Annotated in this window: 13 protein-coding genes and 1 tRNA gene; 9 read left to right on the top strand and 5 right to left on the bottom strand. The window is 61.7% G+C overall.

Going from position 1 to position 19,792, the window contains the following annotated elements; translation table 11 throughout:
- The first annotated feature begins 23 nt into the window (after nt 1-23).
- Nucleotides 24-479, top strand: a complete 456-nt coding sequence (locus IGS58_RS23655) for a hypothetical protein (protein ID WP_034752899.1) — start codon at nt 24-26, stop codon at nt 477-479.
- Nucleotides 480-481: 2 nt separating this feature from the next.
- On the opposite strand, the gene IGS58_RS23650 is transcribed toward IGS58_RS23655, so the two are convergent.
- The gene (locus IGS58_RS23650; protein WP_230522858.1) at nt 482-1,063 is read right to left on the bottom strand and encodes an SRPBCC family protein; all 582 of its coding nucleotides are present in this window, start codon (nt 1,061-1,063) and stop codon (nt 482-484) included.
- A 160-nt stretch (nt 1,064-1,223) separates the two neighbouring features.
- Here IGS58_RS23650 and IGS58_RS23645 point away from each other — a divergent pair, with 160 nt between their 5' ends.
- Nucleotides 1,224-3,269 carry an NADPH-dependent 2,4-dienoyl-CoA reductase gene (locus tag IGS58_RS23645; RefSeq protein WP_230522857.1) on the top strand — a complete coding sequence of 682 codons (2,046 nt, stop codon included), beginning with the start codon at nt 1,224-1,226 and terminating at the stop codon, nt 3,267-3,269.
- A 57-nt stretch (nt 3,270-3,326) separates the two neighbouring features.
- On the opposite strand, the gene ybaL is transcribed toward IGS58_RS23645, so the two are convergent.
- The 3 genes from ybaL to IGS58_RS23630 form a co-directional block, all read right to left on the bottom strand.
- Entirely contained in the window at nt 3,327-5,039 is a 1,713-nt protein-coding gene (gene ybaL / locus IGS58_RS23640) for a YbaL family putative K(+) efflux transporter (RefSeq protein ID WP_034783712.1), read from the bottom strand.
- A 209-nt stretch (nt 5,040-5,248) separates the two neighbouring features.
- Nucleotides 5,249-6,370, bottom strand: coding sequence for a beta-ketoacyl-ACP synthase III (locus tag IGS58_RS23635; protein WP_230522856.1), 1,122 nt, complete (start codon nt 6,368-6,370; stop codon nt 5,249-5,251).
- A 187-nt stretch (nt 6,371-6,557) separates the two neighbouring features.
- On the bottom strand, nt 6,558-8,000 hold the full coding sequence (locus IGS58_RS23630) for a S41 family peptidase (RefSeq protein WP_230522855.1): 1,443 nt from the start codon (nt 7,998-8,000) through the stop codon (nt 6,558-6,560).
- 368 nt (nt 8,001-8,368) lie between these two features.
- Between IGS58_RS23630 and IGS58_RS23625 the strand changes: the two genes are divergently transcribed.
- The 3 genes from IGS58_RS23625 (at nt 8,369) to IGS58_RS23615 (ending at nt 13,153) form a co-directional block, all read left to right on the top strand.
- A complete protein-coding gene (locus IGS58_RS23625) occupies nt 8,369-8,590 on the top strand; it encodes a hypothetical protein (protein ID WP_070258423.1) in 222 nt (73 codons plus the stop codon).
- 219 nt (nt 8,591-8,809) lie between these two features.
- Nucleotides 8,810-10,894 carry a M13 family metallopeptidase gene (locus IGS58_RS23620; RefSeq protein ID WP_230522854.1) on the top strand — a complete coding sequence of 695 codons (2,085 nt, stop codon included), beginning with the start codon at nt 8,810-8,812 and terminating at the stop codon, nt 10,892-10,894.
- 183 nt (nt 10,895-11,077) lie between these two features.
- The gene (locus tag IGS58_RS23615) at nt 11,078-13,153 is read left to right on the top strand and encodes a M13 family metallopeptidase (RefSeq protein WP_230522853.1); all 2,076 of its coding nucleotides are present in this window, start codon (nt 11,078-11,080) and stop codon (nt 13,151-13,153) included.
- A gap of 134 nt (nt 13,154-13,287) precedes the next feature.
- Here the strand turns inward: IGS58_RS23615 and IGS58_RS23610 are convergent, their stop codons facing one another.
- Complete coding sequence (locus IGS58_RS23610; RefSeq protein WP_070279983.1) at nt 13,288-13,851, bottom strand: c-type cytochrome; 564 nt, start codon at nt 13,849-13,851, stop codon at nt 13,288-13,290.
- Nucleotides 13,852-14,050: 199 nt separating this feature from the next.
- Here IGS58_RS23610 and IGS58_RS23605 point away from each other — a divergent pair.
- The 4 genes from IGS58_RS23605 (at nt 14,051) to IGS58_RS23590 (ending at nt 19,785) form a co-directional block, all read left to right on the top strand.
- Nucleotides 14,051-14,126 (top strand) — tRNA-Arg (locus tag IGS58_RS23605).
- Between the two features lie 426 nt (nt 14,127-14,552).
- Nucleotides 14,553-17,210, top strand: coding sequence for a TonB-dependent receptor (locus tag IGS58_RS23600; RefSeq protein WP_230522852.1), 2,658 nt, complete (start codon nt 14,553-14,555; stop codon nt 17,208-17,210).
- A 109-nt stretch (nt 17,211-17,319) separates the two neighbouring features.
- A complete protein-coding gene (locus tag IGS58_RS23595) occupies nt 17,320-18,672 on the top strand; it encodes an MFS transporter (RefSeq protein ID WP_230522851.1) in 1,353 nt (450 codons plus the stop codon).
- A gap of 165 nt (nt 18,673-18,837) precedes the next feature.
- Entirely contained in the window at nt 18,838-19,785 is a 948-nt protein-coding gene (locus IGS58_RS23590) for a glycoside hydrolase family 43 protein (protein ID WP_230522850.1), read from the top strand.
- Nucleotides 19,786-19,792: the final 7 nt, after the last annotated feature.

Here is a 19,792-nt window from a genome sequence, read left to right as displayed (position 1 = left end):
TACTATTGAAGAACGAGTCCAGCATGCACGATTACAAACGTCCCCCCACCCTGCACCGCTACGGCCAGCGCAGCGAACTCGAGCTGGCGCTGAGCCTGGGCCAGTTCCGCCTGGCGCCGGCGGGCAATTGTCTGACCCTGAGCTTTTCGCAAGTGTGGGACAAACAATTGTTCGATTTGTTCGCCCCGGCTGACGCCTGTTTGATCATCCACAATACGGAAGAATTCGGCGAACGCCTGCACCGCGCCGTGCAGCGCACCCTGCCCAGCTGGGCAGGCATCGATGGCCTGGTCGAATACGGCCAGCGCGCCGCCCTGGGCGCCGCCTTTACCAAGACGCGCGCCGAGGCGCCCGAGCAGGAATGGCTGTTCGCCTGGCGCTCGATGCAGCCGCAGGCGAGCCTGAACCCTGTCACGGTGAAACTGGGCAGCCTGGAAAACTTCGCGGAAATCCGCGACCGCGACACGTATCTGGCGTAATGTTATCCGGATTTATCGGCGTACTGACTGTCGATGCGGGCGAGTACGGCCGCCATCATGCGCTCGATATCACCGCGTATCATGGTCGTGCCCAGCATGCCGGGCACATAGAAGCCCGGCATCAGCCGGCTGGAAAAGACGATGCGCGTGCCGCCCGTCTCCGGGATGGGATACAGATTCCAGCGCGATTCGTAATGCCGCATGTCGCCCGAGATCAGGGCGATATCGATGGCCGTGAACGGTGTTTCCGTGGCCCGCACCACCAGGTGGATGGGGTGGTTCATGAACAGGAAGCGCGCCATGCCCTGCTGCTCGATGATGACTTCATTGCCGTTGCGCGACAGCACGCGGCAGGAGCTGAGGTCGGGCACGAATTCATGCATGCGCTCGTAGGTGGTCAGGGTCTTCCACACGGACGCCGGCGGCGCCTGCACGCTGCCGCTGGCATCGACTTCATACATGCGCTGCCCGTCGATCTCGATGCGCTTGACGTCGACCTTCAGCCTGTCCAGGCGTGTCGCCTGTGCCAGCGCGGTCGCGGGGACGGCGCACAGCATCAGCAGGCAAAGGAAGAGTCGCGTCATGCACCTAGCCTACGGGAAACTTGCCCCCGGCACAAGCTGTACGCATCGCCGGCCCGTGCGCCGGGCGATTTAGAACTCCCGGTCTAGAGAAATACGCTGCGGCGAGCGGCAATGCTTGCTACCGTACGGCCTGCATACCACCTCTACCGGACCGATCACCATGACTGCCTATTCCCACCTGCTGGCCCCGCTCGACCTGGGTTTTACCTCTTTGCGCAACAGAGTCATCATGGGGTCCATGCACACGGGCCTGGAAGACCGCTTTTACCATTATGGCAAGCTGGCCGCGTTTTACCGCGAACGGGCGCGCGGTGGCGTGGGGCTGATCGTCACGGGCGGCATCTCGCCGAACCGCCAGGGCTGGCTGCTGCCGTTCGGCGGCACCCTCAATTTCCTTGGCGACGTGCCGAATCACCGCAAGGTGACGCGCGCCGTGCACGAGGAGGGCGGCAAGATCGTCATGCAGATCCTGCATGCGGGCCGCTATGGCTACCAGCCGTTCGTCGTCTCGGCGTCGGCAAAAAAGTCGCCGATTTCGCCGTTCCGGCCCCGTCCCTTGAGCGAGCGGGGCATCGAGCGCACCATCTGCGACTACGTGCGCTGCGCGCGCCTGGCGCAAAAGGCCGGCTATGACGGCATCGAAGTGATGGGCAGCGAGGGCTACCTGTTGAACCAGTTCCTGTGCGCGCGCACGAATCTGCGCCAGGACCGCTGGGGCGGCAGCATCGAGAACCGCATGCGCCTGCCCGTGGACATCGTGCGCCGCATCCGCGCCGCCGTCGGCCCCAACTTCATCATCATGTACCGCCACTCGCTGCTCGACCTGGTCGAGGGCGGCAATACCTGGGACGATGTGGTGACGGTGGCCAAGGCCCTGGAACACGCCGGCGTGACCATTCTGAATACGGGTTTCGGCTGGCATGAGGCCAGAGTCCCCACCATCGTCACGTCCGTGCCGCGCGCGGCCTTCGCTTCCGTGGCGGGCCGGCTGCGCCGCGAAGTCAATATCCCCGTGGTGGCGTCGAACCGCATCAACATGCCGCACGAAGCGAACGCCATCCTGGAACGGGGCGACTGCGACCTGGTGTCGATGGCGCGCCCTTTCCTGGCCGACCCGTTTTTTGTCGCCAAGGCCGCCGCTGGCCGCGCCGACGAAATCAATACCTGCATCGGCTGCAACCAGGCGTGCCTGGACCATACGTTTGCCAACAAGCGCGCCAGTTGCCTCGTCAACCCGCGCGCCTGCCATGAAACGGAACTCGTCTACGCGAAAAAGGCCGTGCCGCGCCGGGTGGCCGTCGTCGGCGCCGGCCCGGCCGGCCTGTCCGCCGCCTGCGTGGCGGCCGAATGCGGGCACGAGGTGAGCCTGTTCGATAGCAGCGACAGCGTCGGCGGCCAGTTCAAGGTGGCCATGCAGATACCTGGCAAGGAAGAATTCACGGAAACCATCCGTTATTTTGCGCGCCGGCTGGCGCTGCTGGAAGTCAAGCTGCACCTGGGCCAGCGCGTGACGCGCGAGCAATTGCTGGCCGGCGGCTATGACGACGTCATCGTCGCCACCGGCATCAAGGTGCGCCTGCCGGCCATTCCCGGCATCGACCATCCGAAGGTGCTGTCGTATCTGGATGTGCTGCAGAGCAAGAAGCCCGTGGGCGCGCGCGTGGCTATCATCGGCGCGGGCGGCATCGGTTTCGACGTGGGTGAATACCTGCTGCACGACCCGGCGCATCCGCTGCCCCAGCCTGTGGCCACCTGGGCGGGCGAGTGGGGCGTGGATCTGGATGCGGCCACCGGCGGCGGCCTGGTTCCGCCCGTGGCGCCGCATCCCGTGCGGCAGATCTTCCTGTTGCAGCGCAAGACCTCGAAAGTGGGGGCGGGACTGGGCAAGACGTCGGGCTGGGTGCACCGCGCGGCGCTGGCGAGAAACGGCGTGGCCATGCTGGCCGGCGTGAGCTACGACAAGATCGACGAGCAGGGCTTGCACATCACCGTGGGCGGCGAGCAGCGCCTGCTGGCGGTGGACAACGTGGTCATCTGCGCGGGCCAGGACAGCTTGACGGAACTCATGCCGGAAATGGACAAGGATGGCAAGCCGCTGGCTGCGGGTGGCCCCCGTTTCCATAAGATCGGCGGCGCCGCGCTGGCGGCCGAACTCGACGCCAAGCGGGCGATACGGGAAGGGGCGGAGCTGGCCGCCAGCCTGTAAAAAGAAAGCCTGCCGGCTGGGGAGCGGGCAGGCTTGCTGGACGGAAAGGGCGCCGGCTTAATGCCCGCCATGCCCCTTCTTCGCCGCATCAAAACTCTGCAGCACGTGTTCGGCCATGCCATTCGCCAGCTCGTGCTCGCCGATAAACACCTTGCCAGCGTTTTCCGCGCGCAGCAATTCCGCCTCTTCCTCGCTGTGCGTGCGCACCACCGTCATGATGGAGGGGTTCAGCGCGCGCGCCGTCTCGATCATGGCGCGCACGTGGAAGGTATCGGGCGTGGCGATGACGAGCATGGTGGCGTGCGTGATGTGCGCCTGGATCAGCACGGCCGGTTCGCCCGCATTGCCGGCCACGGCCGGGATACCCTGCTTGCGCAGCTGGTCGACGATTTCGCGGTTTTCCTCGGCTACGACGAAGTGGATGCCCCGTTCCATCAGGGCGGCGGCGATGCGCCGGCCCACGCGGCCATAGCCGACCAGGACGATCTGGCCCGACAGTTTTTCCTGCGGCACCGTCATCGGCAGCTCGGCCAGCGGATCGGTGGTGCGTTCGAACTTGCGCGCGAAATCGCTGTTGCTCATCACGCGCAGCAGCGGCTTGGCCATGCTGAACACGAGCGGATTCAAGGCGATGGACAGGATGGCGCCAGCCAGGATCAGACTTTGGCCTTCTTGCGGCATCAGGCCCAGCGACAGGCCCAGGGCGGCCAGGATGAACGAGAACTCGCCGATCTGCGCCAGGCTGGCCGAGACGATGATGGCCGTTTTCGGCGGATAGCGCAGCGCCATCACCAGCAGGAAGGCGGCGATCGACTTGCCGAAGATAATGATGGCGCACACGGCCAGCACTTGCAGGGGCTTCTCGATGAGGATGTTCGGCTCGAACAGCATGCCGACGGAAACGAAGAACAGCACGGCAAACGCGTCGCGCAGGGGCAGCGACTCTTCCGCGGCGCGGTGGCTGAGTTCGGATTCGCGCAGCACCATGCCGGCGAAGAAGGCGCCCAGCGCGAAGGACACGCCGAACAGCTTGGTCGACGCATAGGCGATGCCGACGGCGGCGGCGATCACGCACAGGGTGAACAGCTCGCGCGAACCGGTGCGCGCCACCTGCCACAAAATCCACGGGAACAGCTTGCGGCCGACCACCAGCATGAAGACGATGAAGCCGGCTACTTGTCCCAGGGTAATGGCCAGGGTTTGCCACAGGCTGACGGCCTCGGCATCCGGCGCCACCTTGCCGCCCAGCACGCCGGCAAATGCCGGCAGCAGCACGAGCACCAGCACGGTGACGAGGTCTTCCACCACCAGCCAGCCGACGGCGATGCGCCCATTCAGCGAGTCGAGGATGCCCCGTTCTTCCAGCGCGCGCAGCAGCACCACGGTACTGGCCACGGACAGGGCCAGGCCGAAGATCAGTCCGCCACCGAGGGTCCAGCCCCACCAGTGGGCCAGGCCCATGCCCATCGCCGTGGCGACGCCGATCTGCAGGATGGCGCCAGGCAGCGCGATCTTGCGCACGTCCCATAAATCTTCGATGGAAAAGTGCAGGCCGACACCGAACATCATCAGCATCACCCCGATTTCCGCCAATTGTCCGGCTATTTCCGCATCCGCGACAAAACCGGGCGTGGCCGGTCCGATGATGATGCCGGCGGCCAAGTAGCCGACCAGGGCCGGCAGTTTCAGGCGCGCGGCGATGAAGCCGAAGATGAGGCCGAACCCTAGGGCGGCGGCGATGGTGGTGATCAGGCTGATGTCATGGGGCATGCGTGTGGGGTTCCTTATGGGACGTGCGGATGGAAAAAGATGTTGCTCAGCGACCAAGTATAAACGCATCAAAGCCCCTGCCGGAAAATTTCCTGCGGCTTTATTGCAAAAAACCTGTGCACTATCTTCGTCCAGGTGGCCACGAACGCATGTCATCCACCCGGATCTTCTCCTAATTCAAGGATTCCACCCTATGCCACCCCGTGTCTTTACACCTTGCGCACGATCACGCAGCCGATGGAATAACCGGCGCCGAACGAGCAGATGACGCCCGTGGCGCCCGCCGTCATGTCATCCTGATATTTATGGAAGGCGATGATGGAGCCGGCCGACGAGGTGTTGGCGTAGGTGTCGAGGATCACGGGCGCTTCGTTGGCTTCCGCGTCGCGGCCCAGGATCAGGCGCGCGATCAGCAAGTTCATGTTCAGGTTCGCCTGGTGCAGCCAGTAGCGGGAGACTTGCGCCACTTCCACGCCGGCCTTGGCCAGGGTCGCCTTGATCATCTCGGCGGCCATCGGGCACACTTCCTTGAAGACCTTGCGGCCTTGCTGGCGGAACAGTTTATCGGCCTGGCCCACGCCGGACTCGTCAAAACGGTTGAGGAAGCCGAAATTGTTGCGGATGGCGTTAGAGAAGCGCGTTTTCAGTTCCGTGCCGATGATCTCGAACTGGTGCCTGGATACGGCCGTGTCCTTGGCTTCCACGATGATGGCCGTGCAGGCGTCGCCAAAAATGAAATGGCTGTCGCGGTCGCGCCAGTTCAGGTGGCCGCTGGTGATTTCGGGATTCAGGACCAGCACGGCGCGCGCCTGGCCGCTTTGCACGGCGGCCACGGCTTGCTGGATGCCGAAGGTGGCGGACGAGCACGCCACGTTCATGTCAAAACCATAACCGTCGATGCCCAGCGCATCCTGCACTTCCACGGCCATGGCCGGGTAGGCGCGCTGCATATTGCTGCAAGCCACCAGTACCATGTCGATATCGGCTGGCGTGCGGCCCGCGCGCGCCAGCGCGTCGCGCGCGGCGGCGACCGCCATTTCCGCTTGCAGGGACAGTTCGTCATCGCCCCGTTCCGCAATGCGCGAGACCATGCGCGCCGGATCGAGGATGCCTTCCTTTTCCATCACGAAGCGCGACTTGATGCCGGACGCCTTTTCGATGAAGGCCACGCTCGACAGATCCAGCGCCGTCGCCTCGCCCGCGGCGATCGCGTCGGCGTTGTCGGCATTGAACTTTTCCGCGTAGGCATTGAAGCAGGTGACCAGCTCTTCGTTGGAGATCGAAAATGGCGGCGTGTACAGTCCGGTACCGCTGATGACGACTTGTTTCATGGTTAAGCTTTCAAATTTGGCAATCGGCGCGATGCCGATAAGTGAAGCAAATTTTACACAAACGGGCTCGACTGTAGAGAGTTTCGTGTTGCGGGGCAGGGCGATGTGTGGCGGAAGATTGATTTTTGTCGCGTGGACGGGTGACAGGGGGGCATGGCGCCCCCCGCTGTGATGCTGGCGCTGCTGCTTACTTTTTCTGTTCTTTCTTGACGTCGGCCTGCACCACCACCGGTTCGGCCTTGGCCAGTTGCACCGGCAGACCCTTCAGGTGGTTCAGCGCCTGGTGCAATTGAAAATCGTCCTTGCTGCCAAATTCCAGCGGCTTGCGGGTCTTTTCCAGGGCGATGATGCGCAATTGCTCTTCCATCTCGTCGTTGACGGGCGCGGCCTTGGAGCTTTCCTGGTCGCGGTCGTTGCTCAGGTGCTTGGTCAGGTCCGCTTCGCGGATGCGCAAGCCGTTGAGGCCATCGCCGTCCGCATTTTCATCGACCAGCAGGTCGGGCACGATGCCCTTGGCCTGGATCGAGCGGCCGTTCGGCGTGTAGTAGCGGGCCGTCGTCAGCTTGACGGCCGTGTCGGCTGTCAGCTGGCGGATGGTTTGCACGGAACCCTTGCCGAAGGTCTGCGTGCCGATGATGGTGGCACGCTTGTAATCCTGCAGGGCGCCGGCGACGATTTCCGAGGCCGAGGCCGACCCCGTGTTGACGAGCACCACCAGCGGCACTTTCTTTATGGCGGCCGGCAATTTCGCCAGGGCGTCGCCTTCCGAACGGAAGGTATAGTATTCGGCGCGGCCGTAGAACACCTGTTTCGAGTCCGGCAACTGGCCATTCGTCGAGACGATGGCCGCGTCCTTCGGCAGGAAGGCGGCCGAGACGCCGATGGCGCCTTGCAGCACGCCGCCCGGATCGTTGCGCAAGTCCAGCACCATGCCCTTGATGTTCGGGTCTTGCTGGTATAACGCCGTGATTTGCGCGGCCATGTCGTCGACGGTCGGTTCCTGGAATTGCGACACGCGCAGCCAGGCGTAGCCGGGCTCGACCATCTTCGCCTTCACGCTCTTCTGGTGGATTTCCTCGCGCGTGATGGTGAAGGCCAGCGGTTGCGGTTCATCCTTGCGGGCAATCGTCAGCGACACCTTGGTGCCCGGTTCGCCGCGCATGCGCTTGACGTTGTCGTCCAGGCTGACGCCTTTCACGGGCTGGCCATCGAGGCGGGTGATCAGATCGCCAGCCTTGATGCCGGCGCGGTAGGCGGGCGAATCCTCGATGGGCGAGACGATCTTGATGTAGCCGTCTTCGCTGAGGCCGATTTCAATGCCCAGGCCGACGAACTTGCCTTCGGAGCCTTCGCGCAGCTCGGCGTAGGCTTTCTTGTCCAGGTAGGCGGAATGGGGGTCGAGCGAGGCGACCATGCCGGAAATGGCGTCTTCCAGCAGTTTCTTGTCTTCCACCGGCTCGACGTAATCGGACTTGATCAGGCCAAACACGTCGGCCAGCTGGCGCAGCTCTTCCAGCGGCAGGGGCGGCTCGACGGTTTTTTGCGCCATGGCGGAAAATTGCAGCGACACGGCGACGCCGGCCACCACGCCCAGGCCGATCAAGCCGGTATTTTTGAGTTTGCCCATCATTGCACCTTTGCAGCTAGCGTGTCTTGCACAAGCGCCAGTCCCCGTGGAGCGGCGCTTTCCTGAAAGTATAGACCTGAATCTCTGCCGGCGTGGGCCGGCCGTGGAAAAAGCATGTCTGGGCCCAGTCTACGCGGGAAAACGGGGCTGTCAGCTTGCCATATGTTGCGGTTTTGTATGCGATGTATAGTTACTCTTGAGGGGAGTAAGCATTTGTAAGAGTCGAAAAAAAGCGTGTGCGGGGGCCCTATAGTGGACTCGCATTCTCGACCCGAAGTGGTTTTGCCTGCGTCCGCGGACGCAGGCTTTTTTTTATCCGCGGGCTCAGGCTCATTTAGACTGGCGCTTCTTCCTTCCCAGCAGATAGAAAAATGTTAACTGATTTGCAGGCACGTGCCGCGCTTACAGCGCTGATTGAAAAGTATCTGATGGGGCGGCATCCTGATGCCGGCCTGCTGATCGATATCGTTCAGGATCCGTCACGGCAAGTGCCGATTCGGGGTGTGCTCGAAGATATCGGGCAGTTCAACAACACGCAGTTCACGCAACAGGAGCTGGCGCTGATTGACGAGCTGCTGTATCTGTATGGATAAGCGCTGCACGCGCTGTTCCAGCCCGCGCCATGCTCGCCGGACTGGACAATGAAAGCCCCTTGAGTCTGGCCGAACTGAGCCGCGATTCCCGGGCAGTCCGGGGGCAAGGATGGCCAAAAGGCATGCTCGCGTGCTACATTCCTGCAGCGCCTGGCGCGGCAGGCTATCCGCCCGAAGCCATCCGCCCGGTCTTTTTGACATGCCCCATAAGGACAATCCGTGAATCGCTATCTCTTGAGCAGTCTGACCCTGACCCTGTTGGCTGCGTTTGCCCATGCCGCCGAACCCGTATCCGCCTCTGCCGCCCCGACCGTGGCGCCCGGCGTCGCACCTTCCGCACCTGCCGCCGCCGGCGTCGTTTCCGGTATCGATGTGCAGTACATCGACCCCGCCGTGCGCGTGCAGGACGATTTCTTCACCCATTTGAACGGCAAGTGGCTGGCCACGGCCGAGATTCCTGCCGACAAGTCGAGCTGGGGTTCGTTCGCCAAGCTGCGCGATGACACCACGCCACAGTTGCGCGGCATCATCGAAGCCACGCAACAGGACAAGAACAGGAAGGCCGGTTCCGAAGCGCAGAAAATCAGCGACCTGTACGCCAGCTACATGGATGAAGCCAAGCTCGAGGCGCTGGGCACGAAGCCGCTGGCCGGAGAACTGAACCGCATCCGCTCGCTGCGCGACAAGAAGGGCGTGCCGGCCCTGATCGCCCACCTGAGCCAGACGGGCGTGGCCACCCCGTACGCCGTCTACGTGGGCCAGGATGCCCGTGCCTCGACGAAATATGCGGCGTATGTGAGCCAGAGCGGCCTGGGCATGCCGGACCGCGACTACTACCTGGAAGCCAAGCAGGCTGGCGTCAAGGAAAAATACCAGGCGCACGTGGAAAAGATGCTGGCCATGGCGGGCGACAAGAACGCCGCCGCCCGCGCCAAGGCTGTCGTGGCGCTGGAAACGGCCCTGGCCGAAGTGCAATGGACCAAGGTCGAGAACCGCGACCCCGTCAAACGCTACAACAAGACCGACATCAACAAGCTGAACGACCTGACCCCGGGCTACGACCTGAAGTCCGGCCTGGCCGCCCTGGGCATTGCCAACAAGGTCGATTACGTGATCGTCAACCAGCCGAGCTACCTGGCCGGCTACAACAAGGTGCTCGCGTCTGCCGACCTGGATACCCTGAAAGCGTATTTCGAATGGCAGTTGCTGCGCAGCTATGCCAGCTACCTGTCGAAAAATTTTGTCGATGAAAGCTTTGCCTTCTACGGCACGGTGCTCAGCGGCGTGACGGAAAACCAGCCGCGCTGGAAGCGTGGCGTGGGCGCTGTCGAAGGCGTGCTGGGCGAAGCCGTCGGTAAGCTGTATGTCGCGCAATATTTCCCGGCCGAGCGCAAGGCGCACATGCAGGAGCTGGTGAAGAACGTGCTGGCCGCCTACAAGGACAGCATCGACACCCTGGACTGGATGAGCCCGGAGACCAAGAAGGAAGCGCAAGCCAAGCTGGCCAAGTTCACGCCGAAGATCGCGTATCCGAACAAATGGCGCGATTACACGAAGCTGCAAATCGTCCAGGGCGACCTGGTGGGCAACATGATGCGCGCCGCCAACTTTGGTTCCGCGCGCCAGGTGGCCAAGCTGGGCAAGCCGATCGACCGCGAAGAGTGGGGCATGACGCCGCAGACGGTGAACGCCTATTACAGCTCGACGATGAATGAAATCGTCTTCCCCGCGTCCATCCTGCAGCCGCCGTTCTTTGACGCCAACGCGGACGACGCCGTCAACTATGGCGCCATCGGCGCCGTCATCGGCCATGAAATCAGCCACGGCTTCGACGACAAGGGCAGCCAGTCCGATGGCGACGGCAACCTGCGCGACTGGTGGACCCCGGCCGACCGCAAGAATTTCGCCGCCAAGGCCGACGCGCTGACCAAGCAATATGACGGTTACAGCCCCTTGCCGGGCTACCACGTCAACGGCGCCCTGACCCTGGGCGAGAACATCGCCGACAACTCGGGCGTGGCGATCGCCTACAAGGCCTATAAAATCTCGCTGGGCGGCAAGCCGGCGCCCGTGCTGGACGGCTTGACGGGCGACCAGCGCTTCTACATGGGCTTTGGCCAGGTATGGCGCAGCAAGATGCGCGAAGCGCAGCAGATCGTGCAGATCAAGACCGACCCGCATTCGCCGGGCCAGTACCGCGCGAATGGCACCATGGTCAACCAGCCTGGCTTCTACGAAGCGTTTGGCGTGAAACCGGGCGACAAGATGTATGTCGCTCCGGAAAACCGCGTGATCATCTGGTAAGCCCTGCCTCGATGAAAGCGTAATCCTGTAGCAACAAAAGAGACCACCTTGCGTGGTCTTTTTTGCATTCTGGCCAAAGTTCTTTCTGTCATTTCGGCCGGTATGCTACAGTCAAAAACCGGGCCAGAAGCCTTGGGCCTTCTGACCCTTATGTTTCCACACAATACAATATAGAGGACAACCGTGAATCGTTATTTGTTAAGTGCATTGACCCTGAGTTTGCTGGCCGGCGTGTCCGGCATGGCTGGCGCCGCTGATGCGGCCAAGAAAACCGCCGCCGCTCCCGCCACGGCCGTCGCCGGCGCGGCGCTGACGTCCGGCATCGCCGTCGAATACGTCGATCCTGCCGTGCGCGCGCAGGACGATCTGTTCCAGCACCTGAATGGCAAATGGCTGGCGGAAACCGTCATTCCAGCCGACAAGTCGAGCTGGGGCAGCTTTGCCAAGCTGGCCGATGATACGCAAACGCAGCTGCGCGGCATAGTCGAAGGCGCTGCCGCCGACAAGGCCCGCGCGGCCGGTTCGAATGCCCAGAAGATCGGCGATTTCTATAATAGCTTCATGGATGAAGCCAAGCTGGAAAGCCTGGGCCTGACCCCCTTGAATGCGGAGCTGGCGAAGATCGCCGCGCTGCAGGACAAGGCCGAATTGCCGGCCGTAATCGCCCATTTCAGCAAGCTGGGCGTGACCTCGCCTTACGACTTCGGCATCCACCAGGACGCCAAGGATTCCACCAAATACGTGGCCGACATCGTGCAAAGCGGCCTGGGCTTGCCTGACCGCGATTACTACCTGGAAGCGGGCAAGGCCGACACGCGCGCCAAATACCTGGCCCACGTGGAAAAAATGCTCAGCCTGGCCGGCGACGCGAACGCGGCCGCGAATGCAAAAGCCATTGTGGCGCTGGAAACGGAGCTGGCCAAGGCGCAATGGAGCAATGTGCAGAACCGCGACCCCGTCAAGACCTACAACAAGGTGGAACTGGCGAAACTGGCCACCGTGGCGCCAGGCTACGACTGGGCCCGCTACCTGAAGGACACGGGCATCGCCGGCAAAGTCAATTACGTGATCGTCAGCCAGCCCAGCTACCTGAAGGGTTTTGCCGAGATCGCCAACAAGACGCCGCTGGAGACGTGGAAAGCATATTTCCAGTGGCACTTGTTGCACGCCAACGCCGGCTACCTGCCGAAAGCGTATGTCGATGAAAACTTCGCTTTCTATGGCACCACCCTGACGGGCGTGACGGAAATGCGTCCGCGCTGGAAACGCGGCGTGGGCGCCGTCGAAGGCGCGCTGGGCGAAGCCGTGGGCCAGCTGTACGTGGAGCAGTATTTCCCGGCCGAGCGCAAGGTGCGCATGGAAGCGCTGGTGAAAAACCTGATGACGGCCTACAAGCAAAGCATCGACAAGCTCGACTGGATGAGCCCTGTCACCAAGAAACAGGCGCAGATCAAGCTGGCCAAGTTCACCACCAAGATCGGCTATCCGAACAAATGGCGCGATTACTCGGGTCTGACGGTGGCGCCGGACGATTTGATCGGCAACATCCAGCGTTCGCACCTGCTCAACTACAACCGCGAGTTGAACAAGCTGGGCCAGCCCATCGACCGCGACGAATGGGGCATGACGCCGCAGACCGTGAACGCTTATTACAACCCTGAGCTGAACGAAATCGTCTTCCCTGCCGCCATCCTGCAAGCGCCGTTCTTCGACGCCAACGCGGACGACGCCGTCAACTATGGCGCCATCGGCGGCGTCATCGGCCATGAAATCAGCCACGGCTTCGACGACCAGGGCGCCCAGTACGACGGCGACGGCAACCTGCGCGACTGGTGGACCAAGGCCGACCATAAAAACTTCGCCAAGAAAACCAAGCAGCTGGTGGCGCAGTACAACAGCTTCAGCCCTGTCAAGGGCCACTTCGTCAACGGCGAACTGACCCTGGGCGAAAACATCGCCGACAATTCCGGCGTGGCAATTGCGTATAAGGCGTATAAATTGTCGCTGAACGGCAAGCAAGCTCCCGTCATCGACGGCTTCACGGGCGAGCAGCGCTTCTACGCGGGCTTTGCCCAGGTCTGGCGCATGAAGATGCGCGAAGCGCAGCAACTGGTCTTGCTGAAAACGGACCCGCACTCGCCAGGCCAGTTCCGCGCCAACGGCACCATGCGCAACCAGCCCGGCTTCTACCAGGCCTTCGACGTGAAACCGGGCGACAAGATGTATTTGCCACCGAAAGACCGCGTCATCATGTGGTAACAGCAGTTCTGACGCGCTAGTACCGAGCCGCCCGCATCAAGCCGGGCGGCTTTTTTTTACGCCATGTGATCTGGCGCAAACGATGGGTAAAAAAAAACCGCCCATCCGGGCGGTTCCTTGCTACTGCGAGCTGCTTACTTGGCAGGTTCCGCGGCTGGTGCGGCAGCGCCGTCAGCGGCAGCGGCTGGTGCCGGCACTTCCGGTTCCTTGAACTTGCCGCCCGACGCATTGGCAATGTAGACAACGGCACGCGCCACTTCCACATCGTCGAGGTCGGGATTGCCGCCCTTGGCCGGCATCGCGCGCAAGCCTTCGATGGCGTGTTTCAGGACCGTATCGTAGCCCTGGGCCAGGCGGGCCGACCAGCCGCCCGCATCGCCAAACTTCGGCGCACCGGCCACGCCGGCGCCATGGCAAGCCACGCAGGTCGCCGTGTAGACGGCTTCGCCGCTTTGCAGCACTTTCGGACCGCTGGCATCCTTGAAGGTGAAGCCGGCATTGGCAACCGGACTCAAGCGCTCGGCAATGGCTTCCGGCGACTGGCTGTCGGTACCGGCGCCCGTCAGTTTTTGCGCCGTGACGAACTGCACCAGCAGGATGATGCCGATGACGGTGATGAGGAAGAAGCCAGCTACGGCGGCAAGCAATTGTTTAGGCGTTTTGATCGCTGATTGTTGTTCGTTATGTGCGTCGCTCATGATGTCCTTAGTCCAGATTTGAAACTGATGGCCGTGTAAGGTAGCATTTTTACATGCCTGGATGTAAACCTTTATGAAACCCACAATTATAGGCACAAAAATTGAGCAGTGACATGCAATTGCCAGCGATACGACAGTTTCCGTAGACGTAGGTAAAGAAAAACGGTATCCTTCGCATCACTTCAGAAATTCCCCCTACGCGGCTGTAGCTCAGTGGATAGAGTATTGGCCTCCGAAGCCAAGGGTCGTGGGTTCGATCCCCGCCAGCCGCACCAGACAAATCAAGACTCCCGTTTTATCCAGCCAGCATTGCCATGCGGCTGCATGCCGTGTTCTCCACTGTGATTTCAACCCGGCAGGGACTGTGACGCTGCGCAGCGTGCGAATCCAATACCTCCACACCTTCGTGCGAGAACGACGCTTGCCTCGGCACGTGACTGTTTCTGCTCGCCATGAGCACCTGTGCCGCTACATGTCGATACTGCCACTTTTTTGTGCGCCACCTTCCGAAAACGCCCCTGACGCCCCTGCCGTTGTCCGTTTGCAACCTCCAAAGTCCACTAACCGCCGATATCAAAATTGATATCGAAACAGTGGAAAAATTGATTGGAGAGATTATCGCCCAGCCCCTAAGATAAACGCCGAGCATGCGAACGACATGCAAGCAGCACAAAAAATATCAATACAATATCTGGAGATTCATGATGCGCAACGCCACCGGCCCGCTCGCGGCCACTTCCCCTCGTCCATTCACCTTGAAGGCAGCCGTTGCGGCATTGGCCGGTATTGGCTTGCTGAGCACGGCTTCGGTATGGGCGCAGGAGGCGGTGGCGGCCGATGCCAGCGCCGAGCCGGCCGCGGAAGTGTCGGTCGTGACCGTCAGCGGCGTGCGCCGTTCGGCGCAGAATTCGCAGCAGATCAAGATGCGCTCGGACCAGGTCATCGATTCCATCGTCGCCGACGACATCGGCAAGTTTCCGGACAATAACGTGGCCGAGACCCTGGCGCGCATCTCCGGCATCCAGATCCGCCGCGATTCGGGTGAAGCCAGCGCCGTCATGATCCGCGGCTTGCGCGATGTCACGACCCTGCTCAATGGCCGCGAACTGTTCACCACCACGGGGCGCTACGTCAACCTGGCCGACATTCCCGCCACCATGCTGCAGCGCGTGGACGTGTACAAATCGCAGGGCGCGGACCAGGTCGAAGGCGGCGTGGCCGGCATCATCGACGTGCGCACCAACCGCCCGTTCGACTTCAAGGAGTTTACGGCCAGCGTGAATACGCGCGCCGTCTACAGCGACAAATCGAAAGCCACGGACCCGAACATCAGCGGCATGGTGGCTAACCGCTGGAAGACGGGCATCGGCGAAGTGGGCGCGCTGCTGGGCTTGTCGCAGCAGCAGCACCGTTACCACGAAGAACGCGCATTCAATACGGCGCCCGTGGATAAAAGTTTCCTGTTGCCCGGTTTGACGGGGCCGGACCAGGTGGGCTTGCTGCCGATCAAGGGCGACCGCCGCCGCAGCACCGCCAATGCCGTGCTGCAATGGCGTCCGAACACCGACGTCGAGCTGTACGCGGAAGGCATGGCCACGCGTTTCCTGCTTGATGCCGAGTCCGACTACTTTGTCGGCTTGCCATGGTGGGGCACGCCCGTGTCGGCTACAAAAATTCCCGGCACCGACCAGCTGCAAACGCTCACTTCCACCAACGTCAACACCATCATGTCGACGCAGGCGAACAAGAACCAGACGAAGACGCATCAATTTGCCGTCGGTGGCTTGTGGGATATCAACCCGGAATGGCGTTTCACGTCGGAAGTGGCCAGCACCAAAAGTACCTATGCCTGGCGCAACCCGATTCTCGATGCGATTACTGTCGTGCCGAATGTCCGCATCAATACCAACCAGAATGGCACCTTGCACGTCGACTACACGGGCATCGATTTGCAAGACCCGTCGAACTACTATCTGAAGGGCTTTTTCGACCGCTACGGCCGTGACCAGGGCAGCTCGAACGACTTGCGCGCCGACCTGGCGTACACGCCCAGTGCCGGCGGCATCTTCAAGGAAATCAGCGTCGGCCTGCGCGGCGTGAAGCGCGAAGCCGAATCGATCAAGAGTTTCGAGGGCAATGCGGAAGCACCGGACGTGTCCGGCGCAGCGTTTCCGTTTGGCCGCCAGAGCGTGACGTCGATTCCGGGCCTTAATTGTCTGTCGGAACCGATGTCCAGCGGCGGCCCCGACTATGGCTTGAAGCAGTGGTACACGCCGTGCGCCAGCTTCCTGCTCAATAACACGGGCACCATCCGCGAAGCCGTCACGGGCAGCAGCGCGGCGCGCGCCATGGACCCGGGTTCGTTCTTCAAGGACACGGAAAAGACGTATTCCATCTATACCAAGGCGAAGATCGCCTTCAAGCTGGGTGCCTACCCTGTCGATGGCACCTTGGGCGTGCGCGTCGTGCGTACCGAGCAAAGCCTGCAAGGCAACAGTTCGCAAGATGGCGTCTACACGCCCGTCATCAGCGACACGGCCAGCACCGACGTGCTGCCGAGCGTGGCCCTGAAAATCAAGCTGCGTGCCGACCTGGTCGGCCGCTTCGCTGCCGGCCGCACCATCAGCCGTCCGGGCTTTTCCCAGCTGAACCCGGGCGTGGCCCTGGTCAACTCGACGGAAACGGTGAAAGCGACGGGCGCGGGCGGCAATCCGAACTTGAAACCGGTGACGGGCGACAATGTCGACGCGGCACTGGAATGGTATTTTGCGCCAGCCGGTTCCGTGACGGCCACCGTGTTCCACCACAAGTTCGACGGCTATATCCAGCAACGCATTTCCAGCGAAACCATCGGTGGCAAGACCTATGACGTGGACCGCCCGTACAACACGGCCGCCGGCAAGCTGCAGGGCCTGGAAATTGGCTACCAGCAGTTTTATGACGGCTTGCCGGGCCTGTTGAGCGGCCTGGGCTTGCAGGCGAACGGCACCTACATGAGCGGCACCACCGACGACGAGACGGGCAGCCATGCCATCACGGGCGTGTCGCGCTACGCCTACAACCTGGTGCTGCTGTACGAAAAAGACGCGTGGTCGGGCCGCCTGGCTTACAACTGGCGCTCGAAATTCATCGACAGCTACAACCAGGGCGGCCCCGGCCTGGACTTGAAAGTGGCGCCGACGGCCCAGCTCGACGGTTCGCTGTCGTACAAGATCAACGAGCAGTTCACGGTGACCCTCGATGGCAATAACTTGCTGGACACCAAGTTCAAGGATTACTGGAACGAGCCGGGCGTGTATGCGCGCGATACGCGCCGCTATGACCGGACAGTTGGCCTCTCTTTACGCTGGAAAATGTAAGTTGATCGCACAGTAAACAATCAAGGGCGTTGCCGTGGTTTCGGCCGGCAACGCCCCTGTCAGTTGGACAGTCACGCACGATTCATCATAAAAAGAATGGACGGAAAGCATGGAGACGCAAAAATTATCCACCGTTGAAAAGGTCGGCTTCGGCGCCGGCGACATGGCGCTCAATGTCGTCATCTCGTCGATGATGTTGATCATCACCTTTTTCTATACCGATATCTATGGCTTGAAAACCACCGACCTGGCCCTGCTGTTCGTGGCCGTGAAAGTCATCGGCGCCATCGCCGACCTGGTCATGGGCCAGATCACCGACCGCTACAGCTTTGCCTCGGGCCGCTACCGGCCGTACCTGCTGTGGCTGGCCGTGCCGTATGGCGTCAGCGTCTTCTTTGTCTTCAGCACGCCCGAATGGCAGTATGACGCCAAGCTGATCTGGGCATATTCCACGTATATCCTGATGACCATCATGACGGCCGGCGTGGGCATCCCGTATATTTCCCTGATCAGCGGCCTGACCAGCGACCCGCAGGACCGCCTGTCGGCCAACGGCTACCGTCTGTTCTTTGCCAAGATCGGCGCCTTCATGGTGACCATCGTCGTGCCTGTATTGTCGCAGCGCTGGGGCGGCGGCAACCCGGCCGTCGGCTACCAGGCGGCCATGGCTGTGATGGCCGTCATGGGCGTGGCTCTGTTCCTGTTCTGCTATTTCTCCACCACCGAGCGGGTCGTGCACGTGGTGGAAAAGCAATCGCTGCTCGAGCAATTGAAAGTGCTGCTGCAGAACGATCAGTGGCTGGTGCTGTGCGGCGTGTGCGTCACGGGCACCATCGGCTATGTGGTGCGCGGTTCCGTCGCCATTTATTACGCGAAATACTATCTGGGCGGCAGCACGGAAACGGTGGCCGCCTTCCTCACGACGGGCGTGGTGGCCGCCATCCTGGCCATGATCGCTTCGACCTGGATCACCAAGTTCTATTGCAAGGTGAAACTGTTCCGCTACACGCAGATCGGCGTCGCGCTGATCAGCCTGGCGATCTATTTCTTCGTCAAACCGAGCGACACCGTGCTGGCCTTCGCCCTGTATTTCCTGCTGTCCTTCGTGGTGGACTTGCATGCGCCCGTGTTCTGGTCGGCCATTGCGGAAACCATTGATTACGGCCAAGTCAAGACGGGCAAGCGCGTCTCCGGCTTCGCCTTTGGCGGCATTTCCGTCTGCCAGAAGGCGGGCATGGCGGTGGCGGGCGGCCTGGTGGGCGTGCTGCTCGCGTATTTCGACTACCAGCCCAACCATGAGCAAACGCAATTCGCCCTGAACGGCATCGCCCTGATGCTGTCGATCATCCCCGGCTTTTTCCACTTGCTGATGGGCTTGCTGATGTTCAAGTACCGCATCAGCGACAGCTATTACACGGGCGTGAAAACCGAAATGCACAAGCGTGGCTACGTCGCCGCATGAGGACACCTGAGCTAACCTACTGCGCGTCGGTATAGGCGGCCTGCGATGCTCACCGTACTAGAGTACGGTTGCGCTTCTTAGCCACCTCTCCCTTCCGCTCGCTACGGTTTTCTCAGGTGTTGTAAGGCAAACTAATTTTATCTAATGAAATGATTTGGAGTGCTTATGGTTGAAGTACTGAAACCGCTGATCGAACAGCGCGCTGACCCGCATATCTATCGCCACAGCGACGGCTATTATTACTTTACGGCCTCCGTGCCCCAGTACGACCGCATCGAGCTGCGCCGCGCCGACAGCATCGCGGGCCTGGCGGACGCGCAGACTGTCGACGTGTGGCACAAGCCGGAAACGGGGCCGTACAGCGAACTGGTGTGGGCGCCGGAACTGCACTTCAACCAGGGCGCCTGGCATGTGTATTTCGCTGCCGCGCCGAGCCGCGAGATCAAACATAAATTGTTTCAGCACCGCATGTATGCGATCCGCAATACCAACGCCAATCCGCTCGAAGGCGAGTGGGAATTCATGGGGCAGATCGACACGGGCATCGACACCTTTTGCCTGGACGCCACCACGTTCGAGCACGACGGCGTGCTGTATTACCTGTGGGCGCAGAAAGATGTCGCCATCGAGGGCAATTCCAACCTGTACATCGCGCCGATGGCCACGCCGTGGCAGCTGGCCGGCCCGCCCGTGATGCTGAGCAAACCGGAATTCGACTGGGAAATCCGCGGCTTCTGGGTCAACGAGGGACCGTCCGTGCTGAAGCGCAACGGCAAGATTTTCATCAGCTATTCGGCCAGCGCCACCGATGAAAACTACGCGATGGGGCTGCTGTGGGCCGACGCGTCCGCCGACTTGCTTGACCCGTTTTCATGGAGCAAGTCGCCCGAGCCCGTGTTTGCCACCTGCTATGAGCACGGCATCTACGGTCCCGGTCACAACAGTTTCACGACGGCCGACGACGGCGACGGCGTATTGCTGGTGTACCATGCCCGCACCTACACGGAAATCGTCGGCGACCCTCTGTGGAATCCGGATCGCCACACGTTTGTCAAACCGCTGCGCTGGGATGCGCAAGGCATGCCCGTGTTTGGCCGCTCATCGACCCTGTAACGTTACG

This window comes from Janthinobacterium sp. EB271-G4-7A (assembly GCF_020858075.1).
GTDB classification, from domain to species: domain Bacteria; phylum Pseudomonadota; class Gammaproteobacteria; order Burkholderiales; family Burkholderiaceae_D; genus Janthinobacterium; species Janthinobacterium lividum.
Note: the sequence above shows the minus strand (reverse complement) of the source record. Positions and strands in the feature narration are given on the sequence as shown.

Coding starts and splice junctions, on each gene's coding strand:
- IGS58_RS23655 (WP_034752899.1), top strand. CDS start 24: ATGCACGATTACAAACGTCCCCCCACCCTGCACCGCTACGGCCAGCGC.
- IGS58_RS23650 (WP_230522858.1), bottom strand. CDS start 1,063: ATGACGCGACTCTTCCTTTGCCTGCTGATGCTGTGCGCCGTCCCCGCG.
- IGS58_RS23645 (WP_230522857.1), top strand. CDS start 1,224: ATGACTGCCTATTCCCACCTGCTGGCCCCGCTCGACCTGGGTTTTACC.
- ybaL (WP_034783712.1), bottom strand. CDS start 5,039: ATGCCCCATGACATCAGCCTGATCACCACCATCGCCGCCGCCCTAGGG.
- IGS58_RS23635 (WP_230522856.1), bottom strand. CDS start 6,370: ATGAAACAAGTCGTCATCAGCGGTACCGGACTGTACACGCCGCCATTT.
- IGS58_RS23630 (WP_230522855.1), bottom strand. CDS start 8,000: ATGATGGGCAAACTCAAAAATACCGGCTTGATCGGCCTGGGCGTGGTG.
- IGS58_RS23625 (WP_070258423.1), top strand. CDS start 8,369: ATGTTAACTGATTTGCAGGCACGTGCCGCGCTTACAGCGCTGATTGAA.
- IGS58_RS23610 (WP_070279983.1), bottom strand. CDS start 13,851: ATGAGCGACGCACATAACGAACAACAATCAGCGATCAAAACGCCTAAA.
- IGS58_RS23600 (WP_230522852.1), top strand. CDS start 14,553: ATGATGCGCAACGCCACCGGCCCGCTCGCGGCCACTTCCCCTCGTCCA.
- IGS58_RS23595 (WP_230522851.1), top strand. CDS start 17,320: ATGGAGACGCAAAAATTATCCACCGTTGAAAAGGTCGGCTTCGGCGCC.
- IGS58_RS23590 (WP_230522850.1), top strand. CDS start 18,838: ATGGTTGAAGTACTGAAACCGCTGATCGAACAGCGCGCTGACCCGCAT.